This window comes from Sporosarcina pasteurii (assembly GCF_041295575.1).
GTDB classification, from domain to species: Bacteria; Bacillota; Bacilli; order Bacillales_A; family Planococcaceae; genus Sporosarcina; species Sporosarcina pasteurii.
Window position 1 is genome coordinate 1,679,825 of the sequence record NZ_CP160452.1, and the last position, 22,408, is coordinate 1,702,232.

Genomic DNA, 22,408 nt, shown 5'->3' on the forward strand with positions numbered 1-22,408 from the left:
TGTATACGATGCAAACAGCATACTATACTGTTTTCACATAATCATACACCGATTGAAGCGCATCATCAAGCTTGGAAGCATCTTTTGCACCCGCCATTGCCATATCCGGCCTGCCGCCACCCTTACCATCGCATTGGGAAGCTACATGGTTTACAAGCTTTCCAGCATGATAATCGCTTGATTTGAGGTCATCCGTTACGCCTGCAACAAGCATGACTTTTTCATTTACAACAGTACCTAGGACAATGACGCCTTTAGAAACTTTTTGTTTTAATTCGTCCATCATTTGTCTGAGTGCCTGATTATCTTTCACATCGACACGTGCTGATACAACCGTAACACCACCAATTGTTTCAGATCCATCTAATACACCAGATAACTGACTATTAGCGAGTTGCGCTGAAAGTGAATGATTCACACGTTCAAGCTCTTTTATACTTAAAAGGACAGATTCCACTTTCGCAACCATTTCTTTCGGTTTCGCTTTCATCAGCATTGCCGCAGATTTAAGAATCTCTTCTTCTTCTTTTAATGCTTCATATGCTTCTTTACCTGTTAATGCTTCAATACGCCTTGTTCCAGCACCTATTCCACTTTCGGAAACAAGTTTAAAGAGACCAATTTTAGCAGTTGATTCAACATGACATCCTCCGCACAGTTCAATTGAATAATCGTCAATTGCTACGACACGAACGATATCACCATATTTCTCGCCAAATAAAGCCATCGCACCTTGACGTTTTGCTTCCTCAATTGGCTTTTTTGAAATCGCGACTTCGATATCATCCCAAATTTTATCATTGACTAGCTTTTCAATTTGCTCAAGTTCTTCATCTGTCACTTGACCAAAATGAGAGAAGTCAAAACGTAGACGATCTGGACCAACATATGATCCCGCTTGTGCGACATGGTCACCCAACACTTCTTTTAACGCTTTATGAAGAAGATGCGTTGCCGTATGATTTTTTATCGTTTTCGTTCTTTTATCTGCATCTACTGTTGCAATAACTGTAGTTCCTGAAGCGATAGATCCAGTACGAACAGTTGCGGTATGTAAATGCTGACCGTTCGGTGCTTTTTGAACGTTTTGAACGTCTGCAATAAATGAATCTGTTGCAATCGTTCCTTTATCTGCAATTTGTCCACCACTTTCCGCGTAAAACGGTGTTACGTTCAAGATAAATTGAATTTCATCCCCCTCAGCAGCTTGTTCAATAATTGTTCCATCTTGTAATAAATTGGATACTATCGCTTCTGTAGTTAAATTATCGTAACCGATAAATTCACTTGGATCATGAATGTCTCCTAAAACGCCCGATTGCACTTTCATTGAATCTACATCTTGACGTGCAGCACGTGCGCGCTCACGTTGTTTTTCCATTTCATTTTTAAAACCAACTTCATCGACTTGAACGCCTGCTTCTTCCGCTAACTCTTCAGTCAACTCAAATGGAAAACCGTATGTGTCATACAATTGAAACGCTGAAGCACCACTTACAGTTGGCAACTCATCTTGCTTTGCTTTTTCAATGACTGTTGACAAGATAGACATTCCGTCATTTAACGTCTCATGGAAGCGCTCTTCTTCGTTTTGAATTACTTTCATGATAAATTCTTTTTTCTCATCTACTTCAGGGTAAAAGTCTTTCATAATTGAACCAGTGACTGGTACAAGTTCAAACATAAATGGTCGGTTGATGCCAAGTTGCATTGCAAAACGAACCGCTCTTCTTAATAACCTTCTTAATACATAGCCGCGCCCTTCATTGGACGGTAATGCGCCGTCACCAATTGCAAAAGCAACTGTACGAATATGGTCAGCAATGACTTTAAATGCAACATCCTGTTTTTCATCTACGCCATATTTTTTACCGGAAATTTTTTCGACTTCTTGAATAATCGGGATAAATAAATCCGTATCGTAGTTCGTTGGAACATCTTGAAGAACGGATGCCATACGCTCTAATCCAAGCCCAGTATCAATGTTTTTGTTTGGAAGTGGGGTGTACGTATGGTCTGGGTTATGGTTAAACTCCGAGAATACAAGGTTCCAAATCTCTAAATAACGTTCGTTTTCTCCGCCTGGATATAGTTCAGGGTCAGAAAAATCATCGCCATATTTCGGCCCACGGTCGTAGAAAATTTCAGTGTTTGGACCACTTGGACCTTCACCAATATCCCAGAAGTTTCCTTCCAATCGGATAATGCGTTCTTCAGATAAACCAATATGCTCACGCCAAATGTTATACGCCTCATCATCTTCAGGATGTACGGTCACATATAGTAACGATGGATCAAAACCAATCCAATCTTTAGATGTTAGAAACTCCCAAGCACGTATAATCGCTTCTTCTTTAAAATAGTCTCCAATCGAAAAGTTCCCAAGCATTTCAAAGAAAGTATGATGACGTGCAGTTTTTCCTACGTTTTCGATATCGTTTGTTCGAATCGATTTTTGCGCATTCACAATTCTTGGATTGTCAGGAACGATTCGCCCATCAAAGTATTTCTTTAATGTTGCTACCCCACTGTTAATCCATAACAATGAAGCATCATCAATAGGAACAAGCGGTGCAGATGGCTCGATACTATGACCATGCTCTTTAAAGTAATCTAAAAACATAGAACGTATTTCTGACGCTGTTAATTTTTTCATAATAATCCTCCTCGAGTAAATAATAAAAGACTGCATAAGGAATGTGTTAAATAATGTTTTTTGTTTTTAAAAACAAAAAAACTCCGCCCCTAGAAAGGGACGAAGATATTATCTCGCGGTACCACCCTAATTACTAAATTTGTCGAATGAACAATTAGTATCTTTGGTTGCCTTAACGCGGCAGACGGCAGGGTTTAGCTGCACTCAAGAGTAGCGTTCAATATTTTCGGGCTCGGTCACCTTTTCAGCCTAAGAGGTTCCTTTCTGTACGAGTAAAAATACTTACTGTCTCTGTCATCGTATTCCTTATATTGCTTTTAGTATAGAAAACTTCCGCTCGACTGTCAATCGACATCCTGTACGTATGCATATGGCGTAATACCAGCCATTCCGATCATCGGGTCAATCGCAAGGATATTGTCGGTCGTTAGTTCATAATTTTTTTCTACTTCTTCCTGCTCAACTTCAAGCGTTTCTTCACTATCTTCATCTGTAGCAGTATGAGGTTCACCATATGCGTTTAAACGCTCTTGTAAGGTCGTTTGGCGGGCGAGTTCATCTGCCCTTAAAATACCTGCTTTAAACTCTTCTGGTTCACCGCAAAGAATTAAAAACTTTTGAGCACGTGTAATTCCTGTATAAAGAAGATTACGTTTTAACATTTTCCGGTGAGCACGCACGATTGGCATAATGACAATCGGAAATTCGCTTCCTTGTGACTTATGAATGGAGCAACAATAAGAAAGTGTAATTTGATTTAAGTCTTTTCTTTCATAGGTCACTTCGATGCCATCATAAGAGACGACAAGTAGTTCTTTTTTATCGACCGTTTCATTTGCTTTAATAATGCTAATAACTTCCCCCATATCGCCGTTAAACACGTTGCTTTCCGGTTGATTGACAAGTTGAAGCACTTTGTCGCCTATCCGGTAAACAACGTCTCCAAATGTTACTTCCTTTCGTTTAGAGCTCGGGGGATTCACCATTTTTTGAATCATTTTATTTAAGCCGTCAATGCCTGCAGGACCTTTATACATCGGCGCCAACACTTGGATATCTTTTATGCTATGCCCTTTCGAAATTGCATTATCGATAATTTGATGTACGGCATCCAAAATCCGGTCCGCACTTGCTGCTATAAAAGAACGGTCAGATGTTTTACCAACGATGTTAGTAGACCACTCTGAACGTTTTATCATATGGGCCATTTCAATAATTGTGGAGCCTGCACTTTGACGATAAATTTCTGTTAGTTCGACTACTGGAATCACGTTAGATTCCAACATATCCTTTAGCACTTGACCTGGTCCGACGGAAGGCAATTGATCTTGGTCACCGACAAATAAAATTTGTACGTCTTTTGGGAGTGCTTTTAAAAGCTGGTGGCCTAGCCATGTATCGACCATAGACATTTCATCGATAATGACGAGTTTCCCTTCGATTTCTCGGTCGGTTTCTTCTTCTTTTTGCTGGCCTGTGAAACCGAGTAGACGATGGATTGTCATCGCAGGTAGTTCCGTCGATTCGGACATCCGTTTCGCTGCTCTTCCAGTCGGAGCGGCTAAAATAATCGGGAAGGCTTCTTTCTTTTTTGCATATTCTGCTGGATCTAAAGACAAACCATGAAGTTCCGCAAAAACTTCCACAAACCCTCGAATTACCGTTGTCTTCCCTGTACCTGGACCACCTGTTAAAATCATCGCGGGTGAATGGAGCGCTTTTTCAATAGCAGCTACTTGTGTTTCCGCATAATTGACGCCAAGACGCTCTTCCACTTCACCGATTGCTGAACGGATTTCTGAAACTGGAAATTGATCTTCAGACCCATTACTCATAATTTCTTGTATTTTTGACGCAAAGCCTATTTCCGAAAAATATAATGACGGGGTGTATAGCCTTTGTTTTTCGGCAGATAACTTTCCCTCTTCTACGAGTTCAATGATCGCTTGTGAAATACTACTATAGGGAATTTCCATAGATTGACTCATTTCAAGCATGCGCTTTACTTCAGGTAAAGCGACTTCCCCTTCTACATACACATGTCCTTCCGATTGCACAACTTCATTAATCGTATATAAAATGGCAGCTTTAATTCTAGAAGGGTGATTGCCTGTTATCCCTAAGTGTCGACCGAGTTCATCGGCCCGTTGAAAACCGACGCCCTCAATTTCCTCTGTCAACCGGTATGGATTTTCAGTTAATAGTTCAATTGTTTCTTCACGGTACGCTTGATAGATTCGCATGGCTACTTTCGGTCCGAAGCCCCATTCATTCAACTGAATAATCGTTCGTTCTAATCCCATGTTTTGTTGCAAAACAGAGACAAGGGTAGCCTTCCGTTCTTCTGTTAAACGGGGAACTTTATCCAAAACAGTTGCATCATTTAATATTTTATTAATGGCATCTGTCCCAAGTGTTTCAACGATGGTGGAAGCAGTTTTCGCCCCAATTCCTGGAAACAAGTCACCCGATAAATACTGAACAAGTCCCGTTTCTGTTCCAGGCATTTCTTTCGTAAAAGTATGGACATCAAACTGGGCACCGTACGTTGGATGATTCACAAGTCTACCAATAAATTTATAATCTTCTTCAGGAGCTAGTTGCGGAAAGTTTCCTTTTACAACAATTTCTTTTTCATCATAATCACAGTTCGTTTTTGTAATACTACATTTACAAATCGTAAAGAGATTATCAGCATTATGAAATATTGTAACGAACGGTCTCCCAATTATATACAGTTCTTCGGTTTGACTTTCCACATCTTACCCCTCCTTAACTTTCGTCAAGTTGAATCATATCGTAAATATAACGTGCTTGTTCATACTCTGGGTTGAGCGTAAATGCTTGCTTTAAATGTTTAAGTGCATCTTCTTTTCGATCCGTCGATACAGCGTATAAAAAGCCTAAATTATAATGGGCATCTGCGTTTTCCTCATCATGCTCCACGACATAACGGAATTCTTCGCCTGCTTGGTCAAACAATTCTAAGTTCGCAAGTAAAATCCCATAAGATAACCGTACTTCCATATCGGTAGGGGCAAGTTCAGCAGCTCTTTGTAAATAAGGCAGTGCTAACTTCACTTTTCCTGCACGTTCTAAACTTTTCCCAAGCATAAAATAAGCATCCGCTTCTTCTATACCTTTACGAATCGCTTGTTCATATAGCTTAGAAGCTTCCTCATAACGTTCTTCGTTATAATATAAATTCGCAAGACCGTAAATGGCCGTACCCGCCTCTTCATCTAATGTGATGGCTTTTTGGAAAAAAGGCTCCGCTTTTTCCGTATCACCGATCGAAGCAAATACGTTGCCAACATTTATATAGCCGACTGCTTCTTCTGGCTTTTCTTCAATTGCTTTTAAAAAAGATTCAATTGCTTTTTCATATTGTTCATTTTGTAAGGCGATAATGCCTTTTTCGTTATGATCCATATTGTTTACCCCTTACCCTACATAGTCCAATTTGATGCCATTTTTAATGACCGTATCAATCGTTCCGCCACCTAGACATTCTTCGCCGTCATATAAAACAACCGCTTGTCCTGGTGTAATCGCACGAACTGGTTCTTCAAATATGACATTCGCTGTATGTTCTCCAGTTATTTCAACTGTTACTTTCGTATCCGGTTGGCGATATCTAAACTTCGCTGTACATGTAAAACGTGTTGGTAATTTTCTCGGTGTTGCGAGATTCACATCAACCGCTGTTAAACTATCTGAGTATAATGCATCATGATGAAAACCTTGCCCAACAAGCAGTACATTGTTTTTCAAATCTTTCCCTAACACAAACCAAGGATCACCTGCTCCACCAATGCCAAGCCCATGACGTTGACCAATTGTATAATACATAAGTCCATCATGTTGACCGACTGTTTCACCCGTCATCGTTTCCATTGCTCCTGGTTGCGCTGGTAAATATTGACCTAAGAATTCCTTAAAATTTCTTTCGCCGATAAAGCAAATGCCCGTTGAATCTTTTTTCTTTGCTGTAGTAAGGCCAGCTTCAATCGCTATTTTCCGAACTTCACTTTTATCTAAATGCCCGAGTGGGAACATCACTTTCTCAAGCATTTCTTGCGTTAATTGATTTAAGAAATAAGTTTGGTCTTTGCTTTCATCTTTACCGCGCAACATCGCTACGCCATCTTCTGTGTCGACAACTTGTGCATAGTGTCCAGTTGCTAAATAATCGGCACCAAGACTCATCGCATGGTCTAAAAATGCGTTGAATTTAATTTCTTTATTACACATGACGTCTGGGTTTGGTGTACGTCCCGCTTTATATTCATCTAAGAAGTACGTAAACACTTTATCCCAATATTGTTGTTCGAAATTAACGGCATAATATGGAATGCCAATTTCATTACAAACAGCAATGACGTCTTCATAATCTTCTGTTGCTGTACAAACACCGAACTCGTCCGTGTCATCCCAATTCTTCATAAAAATTCCGATAACGTCATAGCCTTGCTCTTTTAATAAAAGCGCAGCGACAGACGAATCGACGCCACCAGACATGCCAATGACGACACGCGTTTCAGATGGTGCTTTTTTTATTGTCATAACTTATTCAATCCTTTACCTATCATTTTACTAGCCTTGCTACAATTTCTGCTGTTTTATAGGCTACCTTTTCTATTTGCTCTATCGTTAAGCCGTATCCATAGCTAAATCGGACAGAGTTTCGAAGTTCGGTCGCACCTTTACCATACATAGCCGTTAGAACGTGTGACGGGTCAAGTGAACCTGCTGTACAAGCTGAACCACTCGACACACAAACCCCTGCCATATCTAAGTTAACGAGAAGTGATTCAATATCTGTGCCTGGAAAACTTATATTTGTAATATGCGGCAAACGATCCGATTCCACGGCATTTACAGTAAACTGAATCGCTTGTTCCGCTAAGATTGTTGTTAGTTTCTTTTCAAACGCATGATACTTTAAACTATTTTCCTCAGATGTTTGTTCTGCAATTTTTACCGCTTCTGAAAAAGCAACAATTGCTGGCACATTTTCTGTACCTGCACGACGTTTTCTTTCTTGTTCTCCACCGTAAACGAGAGGTGCTGAAGGTGTGCCGGTTCGTTCATACAAAAAGCCGACACCTTTTGGACCATTTAATTTATGGGAAGAGACAGATAGTAAGTCAACCCCAAGTGTATCAACGTTAATTGGTACTATTCCATAAGCTTGTACTGCGTCCGTATGAAATAATGCTTGATGGCTTGTTAGCAGTTTTCCAATTTCATCAATCGGTTGAATTGTACCAACCTCATTATTTCCAAGCATAATCGTGACAAGGATCGTTTCATCCCTTAATGCTTCTGCAACTTGTTCTACATGAACTTGACCATTTATATCTGCCTCTAAAATTGTCACGTCAAAACCGTCTATTTGGAGTTGTTTACACGTATTTAACACCGCGTGATGCTCAATATTTGTCGTAATAATATGGTTCCCCTTAGATTTCATGGCATTCACGGCACCAAATATCGCCATATTATCAGCTTCTGTCCCACCTGAAGTAAAAATAATTTCAGTTGGTTTTGCATGAATAGATTGTGCCATTACTTTTCTTGCATCAGCTAACCATTTTCTCGCTTCCCTACCGTATTGGTGGATGCTAGAAGGATTCCCATACACGGAATTCAGTAGCTCTGCATATTTCTCTGTGACGAGCGGATGAACAGGTGTCGTTGCTGCATGGTCTAGATAAATTGCTTTCATAAAAAAACTCCTTTTAAATATAGAACATATAACTATCCATAGTAGATTCTTTATTTGATTTTACAAGATCCGCTATTGTTGTTGTATCAAGTACTTCCCTTACAGCATCCGCAATGCTTTTCCAAAGTTTATATTGTGGAATATCTGTATCATCCAACCCTTCAATTGGCTGGATGGGTCCTTCTAATACGCGAATAACATCCCCGGAAGTAATTTCTTCGGGCGGTTTGGCGAGCATATAGCCTCCATAAGCTCCGCGCACACTTTTCACAATGCCGTGATTGCGTAATGGTGGAATTAACTGCTCTAAATAAGCTTCAGATAATGATTGTTCCTCTGCAATTTGACGCAATGGAACTGGCCCTTCTCCGTATTTAGCGCCTAACACGACAACTACTGTGAGGCCATATCGTCCTTTTGTGGAAATTTTCATGGTTCGGTACCCCGTCCTTTACATATTGCTTCAAAATAGTATAGCATAACTCACGATTTGCTTGTACGAAATGATATCGAAGTAAATGATGTGTATAATGGAGAAACAATTGTACGAGGAGTGATACTTTGCACAATGAACCATTAGCCTATCGCATGCGTCCAAAAAATATAGATGAAATTGCCGGTCAAGAAGAAATTATCGGCAAAAATACAGCACTTTATCACCTGATTAAAAAAGGACATGTTCCTTCTATGTTACTTTACGGAGAACCAGGTATTGGAAAAACTTCCCTGGCACATGCAATTGCAGGAACAAGCGATTTACCGTTTATATCATTGAATGCAACGGTATCGGGAAAAAAAGAAGTTGAAGATGTCGTTGCTGAAGCCCGTGTTACAGGAAAAGTTTTACTGTTTCTTGATGAGATCCATCGATTTAATAAGTTACAGCAAGATACTTTATTACCACATGTTGAAAAAGGATCAATTGTTCTGATCGGAGCTACGACGGAAAATCCGTTTCATGATGTAAACCCTGCGATTCGTTCTAGATGCGGGGAAATCAAGCAACTAAAAAGATTAGAAGCATCTGATTTACTCGGCGTATTACATAGAGCATTAACAGATCAGGAACGTGGCCTTGGAAAACAGTCCATTCGCATTACAGAAGCACAACTATTGAAAATAGCAGAAGGCGTAAATGGCGATGCGAGAAAAGCATTAAATGTTTTAGAATCTGTCGTCATCGCAAGTGATGAAGAAAATGGTGAAACGATTGTAGAAGATTGGCTAGTAGATAACCTAATTGGTAGAATTGGTTTATTTAGCGATAAAAAAGGTTCCCATTTTTACAATTTATTGTCCGCACTTCAAAAATCGATTCGTGGAAGTGATGTAAATGCAGCGATTTATTATTTAGCGCATTTATTAGAAACTGGAGACCTAGTTGCCGTGAATCGAAGGTTACTCGTGATCGCCTATGAAGATATCGGACTTGCTGCTCCACATATCGGTGCCCACGTACTTGCCGCCACTGAAGCAGCCGTCCGTTTAGGAATGCCAGAAGCGCGCATTCCACTTGCAAATGCAGTGATTGAAATGTGTCTCGCTTCAAAATCCAATTCAGCCTATAAAGCATTCGATGCGGCAGTTCGAGCAATTAACAGCGGAAATACTGGCGACATTCCCCCTCATTTAAGAGATACACATTACGCGGGTGCGGCGGAACTCGGACATGTCGGTTATCAGTATCCACACAATACGCCAATCGGGTCATTTGGCGGATGGATTGATCAACAATATTTACCTGACAAAGTTGAAGGAACTGAGTTTTATAGACCTGTACAAGCAGGAGACGAAGTCAAATTAGCTGCGATTTACGAGCGAATGAAAGAGATGAAGAAAAACAAACGGTAAAGGTAAGCTTTTACAGCTTACCTTTACCGTTTAGGTTTACATAATAAAACTACAATCTACTACAACTAACTTCTCTATTCATTTTAATAAGCACCTGTATGAGTAAAATGTTTATGGGGGATAAATAAAAACCATAACATAACACTAAATAAACTATGTTGATTTCCGTTCCGAGCGGACGCTTTCGGTGGGGCGTGCGGTGAGCCAATCGCAAAACGTAGGTTGCGATTTGCCGTATTTCTGCGGGTTTTTGCAGAAATTAAGGCATCCTGTTGGATATTCATGCTCATAACGCTTCGCTTTTATCCGCAAAAGCCGTTCTTCGTGACGGCTTTCGCTAATCCCACCCGAGTCGCCGCTCTGCACTCCAATCAACAGAGACTCCTTATATATAAGTTTCTATACATGCAAATAACTTCATATTATAGCCATATGTATCAATTAAAAAACTTTTAACCCTACCAAAAGGGGGGGGTTTCTTGATGGACATAGTGACGTTTTTCAATCTCTTTCAATGTTGGTGATTTCCTGTTATTTTTAATCATGTGGGTTCTCTCCTGTAGTGTTTGTCTATAAACTCCACTACTCAAGAAGAGGGCCCTTTTTTCATGCCTCAAAAACCAAATTATTCCATGTGGATACCAATTAATCGGAGTGGAAATCGGCGACTCCAGCGGGAACAGCGCGAGCTGAAAGCCCCGCAGGAGCGCAGCGACGAGGAGATTGAAGCCGTGCCCGCGGAAAGCGTCCGATTGGAACGGAGATTAATTGTTAAAAATGGAATACCTAACTATTCAAGAAGAGAATGCCTCTGCTTAAAATAGTACCCACAAAAACTTGACTCAATCATAAGCACCTCATATTTAGCATGGTCTCTTACGATATGCTAAACTGTTTTAATAAGGCTACAAAGGAGGTTAAGATATGACATCCTCAGATAAAATATTAGGAGATCAGCGGCGTGATTTACTTGTTAAAACACTTAAACAGGCAACTGCCCCCATTTCAGGTCGAAAACTTGGCGAAATGACCAATGTCAGTCGGCAAGTCATTGTCGGCGATGTTACTTTATTAAAAGCGATGGGTGAACCCATCATGGCGACAAATCGTGGATATATCTATATGCATCCACAAGTGGAGCCGAAAAAAATAGAAAAGGTAATCGTTTGTTCTCATACAGCAGAGCAAACGGAAGAAGAATTAAATATTCTAGTAGACAATGGTGTCACAGTAAAAGATGTAAAAATCGAACATCCCATCTATGGAGATTTAACCGCATCTGTCATGGTGTCTAATCGTAGTGAAGTTCAAAACTTTATCCAAAACATTCAACAAACAAACGCCTCCCTTTTATTAGAATTAACCGAAGGGATTCATTTACATACGATTATTGCAGACAATGAACAAGAAATTGAAAATGCTGAAACAGCTTTAAGAAAAGCAGGCTTTCTCGTCGAATGACGAATGCCTGCTTTTTGGTTGAGGATACACTCCATGCTAAATTACCCCATCAAACTTTGACGATATTTTACATAAATCAGTTGATCTGTCCATTTTCCTCCTTCATAGTAATGTTTCTTTCGAATGCACTCAAAATCAAATCCAGCACTTTCTGCTAATTTTTTAGACGGTTCATTGTCGACGTGAATTTGTAATTCGATTCGGTGAAACCGTAAATCTTCGAAAAACATGTTCGTTGCTGCTTCTACACTTTCTTTTCCATAACCTTGCCTATGGAATTGGTTGTGTATGTTGTACCCCATCATCCCCCACTCATAGTCCAATCTTAAAATGGTAACCAATTCAATTTCTCCTATGTATGCGCCGTCTTCTTTGCGAAAAATCCCGAATAAATAAGTCTCATCTTGTTCCGCGGCTTTTTGAAAGTCTTCTACCCATTCAGCGAACCATTTCTTCGTAAATAAATGAGCATCTCCGTCATTGCCTTCATCATATTTATACGTTGAAGGCAAACGTTCACTGTACCCTCTTGTCCATTCTTTATAATCTGTTACTTCATAAGGACGAATGATTAGCCTTTCTGTTTCAATCATTAGATTTCTCAATCAATTTCTCCCCACTTTTCTATGAATATGCTACTCTGAAGTAGAGTCTACCAAATATCACGGTGAATGGGGGATTTCTAATGAAAATAAAATCAATTGAACAACTGAAACAAGGTTTTATCAAAAAAGAGTTTTCACCAGTTGAAATTACGAAAATTTTTCTAGAGCGCATTGAAGCAACAAAAGAGTTAAATGCTTTTATCACTGTGACCGCAGAACAAGCACTCAAACAAGCGAAAATTGCTGAACAGAAGTATTTAGCGGGCGAAGCATACGGGGTGCTTGAAGGCATTCCAATTACGTATAAAGATAATATTTATACGAAAAACATTCGAACGACTAGCGGTTCGCAAGTCGAGGAAGCGTTTATTCCGACTGAAAATGCACCTATTGTCACCCGTTTGCAAAAAGAAGGGGCTATCAATTTAGGTAAAGTGAATTTACATGAATATGCTTTTGGCATCACTTCTGAAAACCCTTTTTATGGCACTGTCCGAAATCCTTGGAACCAGGAATATACGGCGGGTGGATCAAGCGGTGGTTCTGCAGCTGCGGTAGCTGCTTCGCTTTGTATGGCATCTATTGGAACTGATACGGCAGGTTCTATTCGAATTCCGGCTGCATCTACGGGAACAGTCGGGCTTAAACCTACATTCGGCTTACTTGATAACGATCATGTGAGACAGATTTCTTGGACGCTTGACCATATCGGACCGATTACAAATCATATGACTGACTTAGGATTTATGTTAGAGGCGATGAGTGGCAAGCAGTATTCAGACGCATTTTCGGAAGATATACGAGGTGTTCGAATCGGTGTACCTAAAAACTATTTTAATGAGCAAATTGCGGATCATATGACAAAATCTTATACCGAAGCACTTCACCGTTTAGAAAAGCTTGGAGCAGTCTTAATTGAAATTGATGTACCCTTTTCTGAATCTGATTTATCTTGCTCAATGAGCATCGGCATTACTGAATCAAGTCTTGTTCATGAAAAAACAATCAAAGAATCGCTTCATTTACTCGGACCTGATGTAAAAATGTCCTTAGAAAATAGCCACCAAATATTAGCCATTGATTATATAAAGGCTTTGAGGCGAAAAGAAGAGCTGTTTTTGAAATTTGAAAAGCTCTTTAAAGATGTCGATATTATCGCCACCCCAACTATCCCCGACACGGCACAAAAAATTGGTGTGCGAAAGTTTGAGATTAACGGTGTGATGGATAGTACGTTCCACGCCATGGTTCGTTTGCCTGCAGTCTTTAACTTTACAGGACAGCCAGCATTATCGATTCCTTGCGGGATTGCCCCGAACGGACTTCCGTTAGGACTTCAATTCGCGGCGGCAGCTTACAATGAAAGAATTTTGCTGAAAACAGGCTATGCTTATGAACAAGCTTATTTATCTTCATTTTACGACGAGCGAGAACGTACATTAGCCTCGCTTCAAACAGTAAATCAGTAAGCAAAAAACCCGAGACAACGAGTCTCGGGTTTTGTTTTCAATGGAAGGCGTTATTTAGTCGACTTCGTGATAAAGTTGTCTTAAAAAACTTTCCATAAAGTCATGTCTTTCTTGCGCCAGTCGTATTCCTTCCGCAGTTACCATTAACCCTTTTATCTTTAACAACTTTTCATAAAAGTGTGTTACTGTGGCAACTTCTTTTTTCCGATATTCTTTTTCCGTCATTTCATCCCTTGGTACTTCGGATAAATCATATAACTTCCTCCCCTTTGCACCGCCAAACGCAAAAGCTCTTGCAATACCAATCGCCCCAATGGCATCTAATCGGTCGGCATCTCTCATAATCGCTCCTTCTATTGACGGAATTTCTTCTTCATTGCCTCCACTAAAAGACACAGCAGCAATACAAGTTAAAATATCGCTTATGACAGCCGCATCGAGTTCATGGGCTTCTAAAATATCCTTCGCTGTAGGATTCTCCTCCGATAAGTACTTTGGATCATCGATGTCGTGCAGTAATACCCCTAATTCGATGATAAACTCATCGGCCTGTGGCTCTGTTGCACTAATTTTTTTAGCATTACTTAAAACCCTATCGATATGTTGCATATCATGGCTTGCATCAAATTTACTGTATACTTGATAAGCCATTTCTCGACAGGACTGTATGACCTTTTCCATGCGACCCCTCTTTTCTATTATTTTTCACCTAACAGTTAAAAACACATCTAGTAATAATTCACAATTTTCATTGCGCACAAGTCTGAAGTTTCTCATTTCATTGACGCACTTTGTCGATTCGTGTATAGTTAAACCATCTAGGTAACATATTGGTAAGACATTGAAAGACTGAGGAGGAGCGTATATGCACCAAGGTAAAGTGAAATGGTTCAGTAATGAAAAAGGCTATGGCTTCATTGAAGCGGAAGACGGAGAAGATGTATTTGTCCATTTTACTGGCATAGTTGGGGAAGGTTTTAAAACGCTAGATGAAGGCGAATCAGTATCATTTGAAATCACTGATGGAAACCGAGGACCTCAGGCGGCCAATGTCACAAAATTAAATCAAGAAATTTAAACTTCAATCCCGCTGACATACTCATCGTCCGCGGGATTTTAATGTGAGCGCTTATTCATTTCTTCACCTAATAACCGAATTTGCTCACCTACAGTACATTCTTTTATGCAAAACCTGTGCGCGGCTCTCTTGCCCTTATCTTTTGCCAATGCTTTTTTCAATAAACAATCCATACAATATGTATCCATAATGGTATCGATTTCATTCATGACATTTAATCGTTCCAAAAACATGGCCCCCTTGCTAACAGCTTTTTTGATTAACACTGAACAACCAATTATAGTAGTAGAATACTCGATATGTTAAAATATAAACTTATTTTGAGGTGATCGATTTGATTGAACTGTATGTTGATGGTGCAAGTGCAGGAAATCCCGGTAAAAGTGGAATCGGCATTTTTATTAAAGGAGAAGGACATCATATTCAGCTTTCTGAAAAAATTGCCCCAACTGATAATCATTCCGCTGAATTTCAAGCACTCATTCGCGGTTTAGAAGAAACGGCAAAGCTGACGACGGGAATTGTTTCCGTTCGTTCCGACTCACAAATTGTTGTATCGGCAGTTGACAATGAATTCGTAAAAAACGCTACATATAAAAAGTATTTAGCCGAAATTTTAACGATTGCAGAGCAGTTTGACTACTTTTTTATTAAATGGATTCCTACTGCGGAAAATCGGGCAGCCGATGCATTGGCGAAAAAAGCTTTACATATGCCGTGATCGATATTTGTCACGGAAGAGTTAGGAAGGTTCACTTCCCCCTCTTCTGTGACTATATTCACCCCTCATTCTCACTATGCTTTATAAAAAGTGACGGTTTTTTTGTCCGCCTCATATAGTACCCATTCTCGTTCCCCAACAACTGCACCAACATTGACCATAACCTGTTCACCATTCACGTCATACGGATGATCCCACACTATTTTTTGCTGGTTACCATCGATTGTTAAGATTGAAGTATGGCTATGACCATAAAACACAAGTGGATCATTCACTTCCGCAGCAATGAGCGACCAAGGTTCCCCGCCCCATTTCCACTGATGTCCATGAATCACTTGAGCATTTTCAATCATGATCGTCCCAGGGAGTTCAACCAATTTTTCACGTAATGGATTGTTTGTTTCTGTAATTTGGATAATCCGTTCCTCTTGATTTCCTTTCACTGAGGGAAAAGTCAATCTTGTTTCAAATCCGTCCGGGTTCAGCATGACTTGATTCAATTCGGTGAATTTTTTATCCGTTATATCTTTTTTACTAATTGTACATTCAAATAGATCACCTGTACCAATTAACTTTGCCTCTGGTGAGATGTGCTCTATATGTTCGAGCACTTGATCTAAATCTTCTATCGAAGAATGAATATCCCCAAATATAGCGTATTTCAACTCTTCACTTCCTATACCTTTTATTGCGGTTTTATTACGCCAACAGGTGCATCTACTTTTGATACCCAATCACTATAACTACCAACGTACAGGCGTATATTTTCATAACCATGATGGGCTAGCATAGCATATAGCGGCGTTGCAGTCACGCCACTTCCACAATAAACGGTTACTTCTTGTTTGTCACCGACTAATTGTCCAAGTTGTTCTTGCAATTGATTGTCTAAGCGATAGACGCCGTTTTCCTTTAATTGTTCCCAGTCAAAGTTCAGCGCGCCGGGAATATGGCCTGCAATCCGGTCAAGTGGCTCCGTTTCACCACGATACCTTATCGCAGCACGTGCATCGATAAGGGTATTATCTCGTTTTCCGTCAACTGTTTCTTCGACATACTGCCTAGATGCATAAATTGACTCATTCCAGTTCGGTGTAACAATCGTCCTTTTAATTTGAGGCTTCTCGCTATCAATCGGAATACCTGCCGCCTTTAATTCCTCAAAACCTTCCAATAAAATATAGGCCTGTTTGAAACCCGCATATTGGAGTATCCACCAAGCGCGGGTCGCAAATGGACTACCGCCGTCATCATACACAATAATCTGGTCATCCAGTGCCAAGCCACTTCTTTCAAATAATTCAACAAGCGCTTCTTTTTGTGGAAGTGGTTGACGTCCCCCTGAGTCATGAAGATTTGATAGATCATCGTTCAAATCCCAGTGCACCGCATTTTTCACATGTGCTTCCTCATATTTCCTCTTACCTTCTACCGGATCTTTTAAGGAGAATCGTGCATCTATCCATTTATATGAAGCATGATCAATATTTTCCAAGGAAATAAATACATATGACATATTACACCAGCTCCTTCACTTGAATTTTTTCATAAAGAGCACGCCATGCTTCAAGTTTTTCATCTTCTTCAAGCAATTCTTTTTCCGAATGCATTTGATTCATACATTCTGTAAGTAAATGACGTTGCAAGTTTTCCGCTTCCCTTTGCATCCACTCGCGTTGCCAGTGCTCAAATTTTTCTTTCATTTTATCTAAATAAATCACCGTATCATTTTTCAGTAATTCTTCGAGATGGACTTTTAACTTTTCACGGTCTCCTTTTTCAAAGAAAGAACGTTCATTCTTATAAAATTTATTTGCACTTCTATAAACCATTGCATCTGGAAAAGGTATTTCAAACGATAGCAATTCACCTTCCACTGGTTCATAGACAATTGGAGAAAGTGTTTCGTCCAATTCTTTAAGTGCTCTCGCTTCTACTCTTTGACGTTCCGCTAATTGTTTCGTCATAAACTTTAATAACCTTAAATTGGTTACTTTCATTTCTTGCGTCACATCAAATCCTACCATTCCAACAAGGTCATCTAATGCAACTGTCAACGCTTGTTCAGCCGACTTATGCATAAAGATGGACGGATTGTACGCTTCTCTAAAGAAATCATGAAATCGAAGAAATACACGTTGTAATACATAGTGGAGTAACTCGCTCGATTCATTGAGCGCATTTTGAATCAGGACATCTCCAAATCCTCTTTCATATCTCGTTTGTATATCCTTTTCAATGACTGCCAACTCTTGAAGACGCTCGGATTTTCGTGACCGGTTTACTTCTGTTTGTTTAATTAACAAGGCGAGACGTTCAATCGTTTTCTCAGTTTCCTCTTGTAATCCTTGTACAGCAAGCCCTGTTAAATCATGCGCAAGAAAATCGTGAAACTCCTCTTCAAAATCTTCCATAAATGGTTCTGGACGATTTTCTATTTTAGCCTCTAGGGCATCAATACTCGACAATCCATGGACACGCGGGTGGCGTATGCCGAACTGTTGGAGTTCCTGCGTAACATACGATTTCACCGCATTTGCTTCTTCTTCGTCTTTCGCTAAATCAATCGCATTCACAATAAAAAACATTTTATCTAACTCAAATGCATCTTTCACGCGGCCAAGTTGTATTAAAAACTCTTGGTCCGCCCGTGCAAAAGCATGGTTATAATACGTAACGAAAAGAATGGCATCTGCATTTCGAATATAATCAAACGCAACATCTGTATGCCTAGCGTTAATTGAGTCAGCCCCAGGTGTATCAACGAGCGTAATACCTTGTCTTGTTAGCGGACAGTCGTAGTAAAAATCGATGGATTCTACAAAACAACTGCGCTCTTCCTCCGCAACAAAACGAACAAATTCTTGTCGGTCCACATGTAGTATTTCACCTAGTTGCGGATAAAACGTTTCATACCCTTTACTAAACGCAGTAATGAATGCTTTATGGATTTGTTGTTTTTCATCGGTCAACTGTGCATTGATAGCTAACTCAACTTTTTCAAAAGCTTCTTCAAGTGTCGTAATATGAATATCCAAAGCTTCGAATGAACGGATAATATCTTCAGTCATACGATCAGCCGTTTTCAGAATAACATCCGCCATCCCGTGTGCTTTATCTTCCATAATAGGTCGAATCCGATTAATTGTCGCCGTCGTTGGGTTGGGTGATACAGGCAGAATTTTCTCTCCAATTAACGCATTCGAAAATGAGGATTTCCCAGCACTGAAAGCACCAAACAACGCGACTGTAAACGATTGATCTTGTAAACGGCTTGCTTTGTCATGTAAATAATTGGCCACTGACGAAAAGCTATCCTCGCCTTGCAATACATCTGCAACATGAAACGCCTGTTCAATCGCATTTTCAGCGGGAATGTACATAGTTTCTTCTGTAGGAACGCTTGTTGAAGTAGCTTCCTCAACAGGCACCGTATGCTCTTCAACTTCTTCTTCTATTTCTTCTGTAAGATGAAGTTCCAGTTCTTCTTCCCACTGTTGAATAAATTTTTCACGCGCTTCCATTATTGCAAATGGAGGATTGCTAATCGTGCCATCCATATTCTCCAATTTCGTTAAGTACTGGTCGACGATTGTAATCGCTTCAACTTTTTCATTTAAGATTTGGAGTTGATGTGTAAACTTTTCAGATGTATGGCTGCCCGTGTTTTCCACAATCTCTGCCATTTCTGATTTCCAATCTTCTGTTAAGCGGCGGTATGCCAATTGAATGTTGGTCTTCATCTGGCTCGCATAATTTAAAATCGTATCCCCTGTTATGACATCTGCAGGTTGAAATTGGTTTTCAATGGCTGTTAAAGGAATGGTTAAATCCATTCCATCGATTGCCAATGAACGTTCGTCGGTCAATATGTTTGCTTCTTTCAACATTTTTTTCATTAACAACCGTAAATGAACTTCAACTTGCGTATGTAACAAGTTCATAATATTTTCTTCAAACGCTTTTTTACGTTCAATTCGTGCTTCTTCTGTTTTCTTAGCCCCAAATAAGAAGCCTACTTTAAATCGACTAGACAATGACTCTAAATAACTTTTTAGCAATTCTCTCGTTTCATATGGAGTAATCGCCGCGTTTTGAATTAATTCATTTCTCGCGCGATCAAAATCTTGCGCAAATGAATGATTTTGAACGACTGACATCGTCTTTTCCATTGCATCCGCCTCGTCGATAAGCTCAGCACGTTTTTCCCATTCATCCTCCAAAACAACCTCGGAGAACTGTTCTTTTGTTTCTTCTATTTTTTCTTGCAAATAGGTTCGATGCTCGTCTTTTAATTTCTCTAAAGTTTGCGTAGCATTTTCAATAAAATGTGTTTGCCAATTTCTCATTGCCCCATCGACGATTGCTTTCACTTTCAAAAAGTCATTATGTGGATGGTCGTGTTCCATTAGTGATGTATAAAAAATGCCTTTTGGTTCAACGCCCCACATGTTAAATGACTCCTGAACAGATTGCTTAAACTGTTCAAAAGGTAATTCACTTTCGCGATGTTTATCAATTTGGTTAATGATTAAATAAACATTTGGATTATAACGCATTAATTCTTTAGTAAAAGTAAAATTCAACTCAGATTGCACATGGTTGTAATCCATCGTATAAAAGACAAGATCTGCTAGGTGAAGCGCTGATTCAGTTGCGAGTCGGTGGCGATCATCCGTTGAATCGACACCCGGTGTATCCATTACCGTGATGTCATCCGGTAGCATTGACTGTTGATGGCCAATTTCAATAAGAGATACAGCGTCCCCATTTTTACTAAATGATTTAACAGCTTCAGAAAAACGATGTCCTGCATATTTGGCAGCTTTGCCATCCAGTAAATGAAGAATGGCATAATCTTCCGCAGCTTTACGGACCTTTACGATATTGGCGCTTGTCGGAATCGGACTGGATGGTAATAAATCCCCACCTGTTAACGCATTGATCATAGACGATTTTCCAGCTGAAAAGTGTCCAGCGAAACCAATCATATATTCTTTTTTACATAACTTCTCCCCAAAGTACATTAACTTCTCAAAACGTGTTTCATCATGATTCATTTCGAATAATTTCCCACAAGTGGCGGCCTGTTCTACAAGCTCTTGAAGTTTAACGTCAAAATTCGACATGACAATTCTATCCCTTCCCTATCATACTTTCTCTATCATACCATCTTTTAATTAGATTTTAATAATTATCATTTTTTAATCACTATTGTTAACGGCATAGCGCCTGATAAAAAAATAAGCCTCAAATACCTATGCAATTAGGTATCGAGGCTCTTTAACATTTATTACAATTGATATAACGCTGAATATTTCTCTTCTAAATAATCCGCCAAATGCTTGGCGTTTAGTCCTTCACCAGTTGTATCTTGAATAATTTCAAGTGGCTTTTTCATTTTTCCGTATTGATGAACGTGTTCCGTCAACCATGCTAAAATCGGCTCAAACTCTCCTTTTTCGCAAAGTTCACCGAACTGTGGTAGATCTTTTACCATCGCATTTTTTAATTGTGCCGCGTACATATACCCAAGTGCATAGGATGGGAAATAGCCGAACATCCCGCCAGACCAATGGACGTCTTGTAATACACCTTCCGCGTCATTTTCAGGTCGGATACCTAGATATTCTTCGTACTTATCATTCCATACTTGCGGTAAATCCTTCACTTTCAAGTCACCGTTAAATAATTCCTTTTCAATTTCATAACGAATCATGACATGAAGTGGATACGTTAATTCATCCGCCTCAATGCGAATTAATGAAGGCTGCGCAACGTTAATTGCGCTTAAAAATTCTTCAAGCGACACGTTTCCAAACTGTTCTGGTGAGTGTGCTTGTAGGCTCTCAAAATTATATTTCCAAAACCCTTCATGATGCCCAATAAAATGCTCATAAAATAGGGATTGCGATTCATGAATCCCCATAGAAGTCCCGTCAGCTACCGGATAACCTTCTAATTTTTTATCGAAGTTTTGCTCATACAGTGCATGACCGCATTCATGAATGGTGCCAAATATGCCTGAACGGAAATCATGTTCATCATAACGCGTTGTAATTCGCACATCTCCAGTATTAATGCCCATGGCAAAAGGATGCACTGTCTCGTCCAACCGGCCCGCGTCAAAATCATAACCGAGTTGTTCTAAGATTTTATAGTTGAATGCCTTTTGCTGTTCTTTTGGAAACTTTTCGAATAAAAATGACGTATTCGGTTGATTATTTTGTGCACCAATCTTTTTGACAAGTGGAACAATCGTTTCTTTCAATTGACCAAACACTTCATCGATAATTTCTGTCGTAAGTCCAGGCTCGTATTGATCAAGTAAACGATTATAAGCATTCCCGTCTTTTTCGCCCCAGTATCCGATAAACTTCTTTGTCATTGCAACAACTTTTTCAAGGTACGGTAAAAACAGGTCAAAATCAGATTTTTCCTTCGCTTCTTCCCAAATTGCTTCCGATTCTGAACAAAGAACGACATATTCTTGGTATTCATCAGCTGGTATTTTCTTGCTAAGGTCGTACTCTTTTTGCACTTCTTCTACAGTTTTTAATACAATTGGATTTAAACCGTCTTTTTCATTTTGAAGTTCTGTCAAATAGTTTTTCATTTCATCTGACGTGCTCATTTTAAATAATTCAGTGGATAATACCCCTACCGCTTCTGAACGCATTGGGATTCCCTTTTTGGGAGCCCCTGTACGCATATCCCAATACATAATGGAAACCGCTTCTTCATAGGCGCTCATTTTTTTTAATAAACTTTCAAATTTCTCAACTGTTGTCAAATTGATTCGCCTCCCCTTTTCTCGTAACATCGTACCATAATTC

General features: G+C 39.6%; 18 protein-coding genes. 5 read left to right on the forward strand and 13 right to left on the reverse strand.

Annotation, left to right across the window (positions count from 1 at the left end):
• Window positions 1-22: 22 nt before the first annotated feature.
• The 6 genes from alaS to cymR all read right to left on the reverse strand — a co-directional run bounded on the left by alaS (window position 23) and on the right by cymR (window position 8,820).
• Entirely contained in the window at window positions 23-2,656 is a 2,634-nt protein-coding gene (gene alaS / locus AB1H92_RS07825) for an alanine--tRNA ligase (RefSeq protein WP_115360852.1), read from the reverse strand.
• A 344-nt stretch (window positions 2,657-3,000) separates the two neighbouring features.
• Window positions 3,001-5,415, reverse strand: coding sequence for an ATP-dependent RecD-like DNA helicase (locus AB1H92_RS07830; RefSeq protein ID WP_115360850.1), 2,415 nt, complete (start codon window positions 5,413-5,415; stop codon window positions 3,001-3,003).
• Window positions 5,416-5,428: 13 nt separating this feature from the next.
• Window positions 5,429-6,088, reverse strand: coding sequence for a lipopolysaccharide assembly protein LapB (locus AB1H92_RS07835; protein ID WP_115360848.1), 660 nt, complete (start codon window positions 6,086-6,088; stop codon window positions 5,429-5,431).
• Window positions 6,089-6,100: 12 nt separating this feature from the next.
• Entirely contained in the window at window positions 6,101-7,216 is a 1,116-nt protein-coding gene (gene mnmA / locus AB1H92_RS07840) for a tRNA 2-thiouridine(34) synthase MnmA (RefSeq protein ID WP_134268521.1), read from the reverse strand.
• Window positions 7,217-7,244: 28 nt separating this feature from the next.
• Window positions 7,245-8,387: a cysteine desulfurase family protein gene (locus AB1H92_RS07845; RefSeq protein WP_115360844.1), complete on the reverse strand. Its 1,143-nt coding sequence runs from the start codon at window positions 8,385-8,387 to the stop codon at window positions 7,245-7,247.
• Window positions 8,388-8,400: 13 nt separating this feature from the next.
• Complete coding sequence (cymR, locus tag AB1H92_RS07850; RefSeq protein WP_115360842.1) at window positions 8,401-8,820, reverse strand: cysteine metabolism transcriptional regulator CymR; 420 nt, start codon at window positions 8,818-8,820, stop codon at window positions 8,401-8,403.
• Window positions 8,821-8,948: 128 nt separating this feature from the next.
• Here cymR and AB1H92_RS07855 point away from each other — a divergent pair, with 128 nt between their 5' ends.
• On the forward strand, window positions 8,949-10,238 hold the full coding sequence (locus AB1H92_RS07855; protein ID WP_115360840.1) for a replication-associated recombination protein A: 1,290 nt from the start codon (window positions 8,949-8,951) through the stop codon (window positions 10,236-10,238).
• A 924-nt stretch (window positions 10,239-11,162) separates the two neighbouring features.
• A complete protein-coding gene (locus tag AB1H92_RS07860) occupies window positions 11,163-11,699 on the forward strand; it encodes a transcription repressor NadR (RefSeq protein ID WP_115360836.1) in 537 nt (178 codons plus the stop codon).
• Between the two features lie 41 nt (window positions 11,700-11,740).
• On the opposite strand, the gene AB1H92_RS07865 is transcribed toward AB1H92_RS07860, so the two are convergent.
• The gene (locus tag AB1H92_RS07865) at window positions 11,741-12,292 is read right to left on the reverse strand and encodes a GNAT family N-acetyltransferase (RefSeq protein ID WP_115364075.1); all 552 of its coding nucleotides are present in this window, start codon (window positions 12,290-12,292) and stop codon (window positions 11,741-11,743) included.
• Window positions 12,293-12,384: 92 nt separating this feature from the next.
• On the opposite strand from AB1H92_RS07865, the gene AB1H92_RS07870 reads away from it, so the two are divergent.
• The gene (locus AB1H92_RS07870; protein WP_115360834.1) at window positions 12,385-13,773 is read left to right on the forward strand and encodes an amidase; all 1,389 of its coding nucleotides are present in this window, start codon (window positions 12,385-12,387) and stop codon (window positions 13,771-13,773) included.
• A 54-nt stretch (window positions 13,774-13,827) separates the two neighbouring features.
• On the opposite strand, the gene AB1H92_RS07875 is transcribed toward AB1H92_RS07870, so the two are convergent.
• Window positions 13,828-14,454 carry an HD domain-containing protein gene (locus AB1H92_RS07875; RefSeq protein ID WP_115360831.1) on the reverse strand — a complete coding sequence of 209 codons (627 nt, stop codon included), beginning with the start codon at window positions 14,452-14,454 and terminating at the stop codon, window positions 13,828-13,830.
• A 184-nt stretch (window positions 14,455-14,638) separates the two neighbouring features.
• Between AB1H92_RS07875 and AB1H92_RS07880 the strand changes: the two genes are divergently transcribed.
• Window positions 14,639-14,851, forward strand: a complete 213-nt coding sequence (locus tag AB1H92_RS07880) for a cold-shock protein (protein ID WP_115360830.1) — start codon at window positions 14,639-14,641, stop codon at window positions 14,849-14,851.
• 38 nt (window positions 14,852-14,889) lie between these two features.
• On the opposite strand, the gene AB1H92_RS07885 is transcribed toward AB1H92_RS07880, so the two are convergent.
• A complete protein-coding gene (locus tag AB1H92_RS07885; RefSeq protein ID WP_115360828.1) occupies window positions 14,890-15,078 on the reverse strand; it encodes a zinc-finger domain-containing protein in 189 nt (62 codons plus the stop codon).
• 107 nt (window positions 15,079-15,185) lie between these two features.
• On the opposite strand from AB1H92_RS07885, the gene AB1H92_RS07890 reads away from it, so the two are divergent.
• A complete protein-coding gene (locus AB1H92_RS07890) occupies window positions 15,186-15,572 on the forward strand; it encodes a reverse transcriptase-like protein (protein ID WP_115360826.1) in 387 nt (128 codons plus the stop codon).
• Between the two features lie 74 nt (window positions 15,573-15,646).
• Here AB1H92_RS07890 and AB1H92_RS07895 read toward each other — a convergent pair whose 3' ends face one another.
• The 4 genes from AB1H92_RS07895 to AB1H92_RS07910 form a co-directional block, all read right to left on the reverse strand.
• Entirely contained in the window at window positions 15,647-16,237 is a 591-nt protein-coding gene (locus tag AB1H92_RS07895) for a metallophosphoesterase (RefSeq protein WP_166739500.1), read from the reverse strand.
• A gap of 20 nt (window positions 16,238-16,257) precedes the next feature.
• Window positions 16,258-17,088 (reverse strand): sulfurtransferase, encoded by an 831-nt coding sequence (locus AB1H92_RS07900; protein WP_115360822.1) that lies wholly within the window; start codon window positions 17,086-17,088, stop codon window positions 16,258-16,260.
• Window position 17,089: 1 nt separating this feature from the next.
• Complete coding sequence (locus tag AB1H92_RS07905; protein ID WP_115360819.1) at window positions 17,090-20,701, reverse strand: dynamin family protein; 3,612 nt, start codon at window positions 20,699-20,701, stop codon at window positions 17,090-17,092.
• 164 nt (window positions 20,702-20,865) lie between these two features.
• Window positions 20,866-22,395 carry a carboxypeptidase M32 gene (locus tag AB1H92_RS07910; protein WP_115364074.1) on the reverse strand — a complete coding sequence of 510 codons (1,530 nt, stop codon included), beginning with the start codon at window positions 22,393-22,395 and terminating at the stop codon, window positions 20,866-20,868.
• Between the last annotated feature and the right edge of the window lie 13 nt (window positions 22,396-22,408).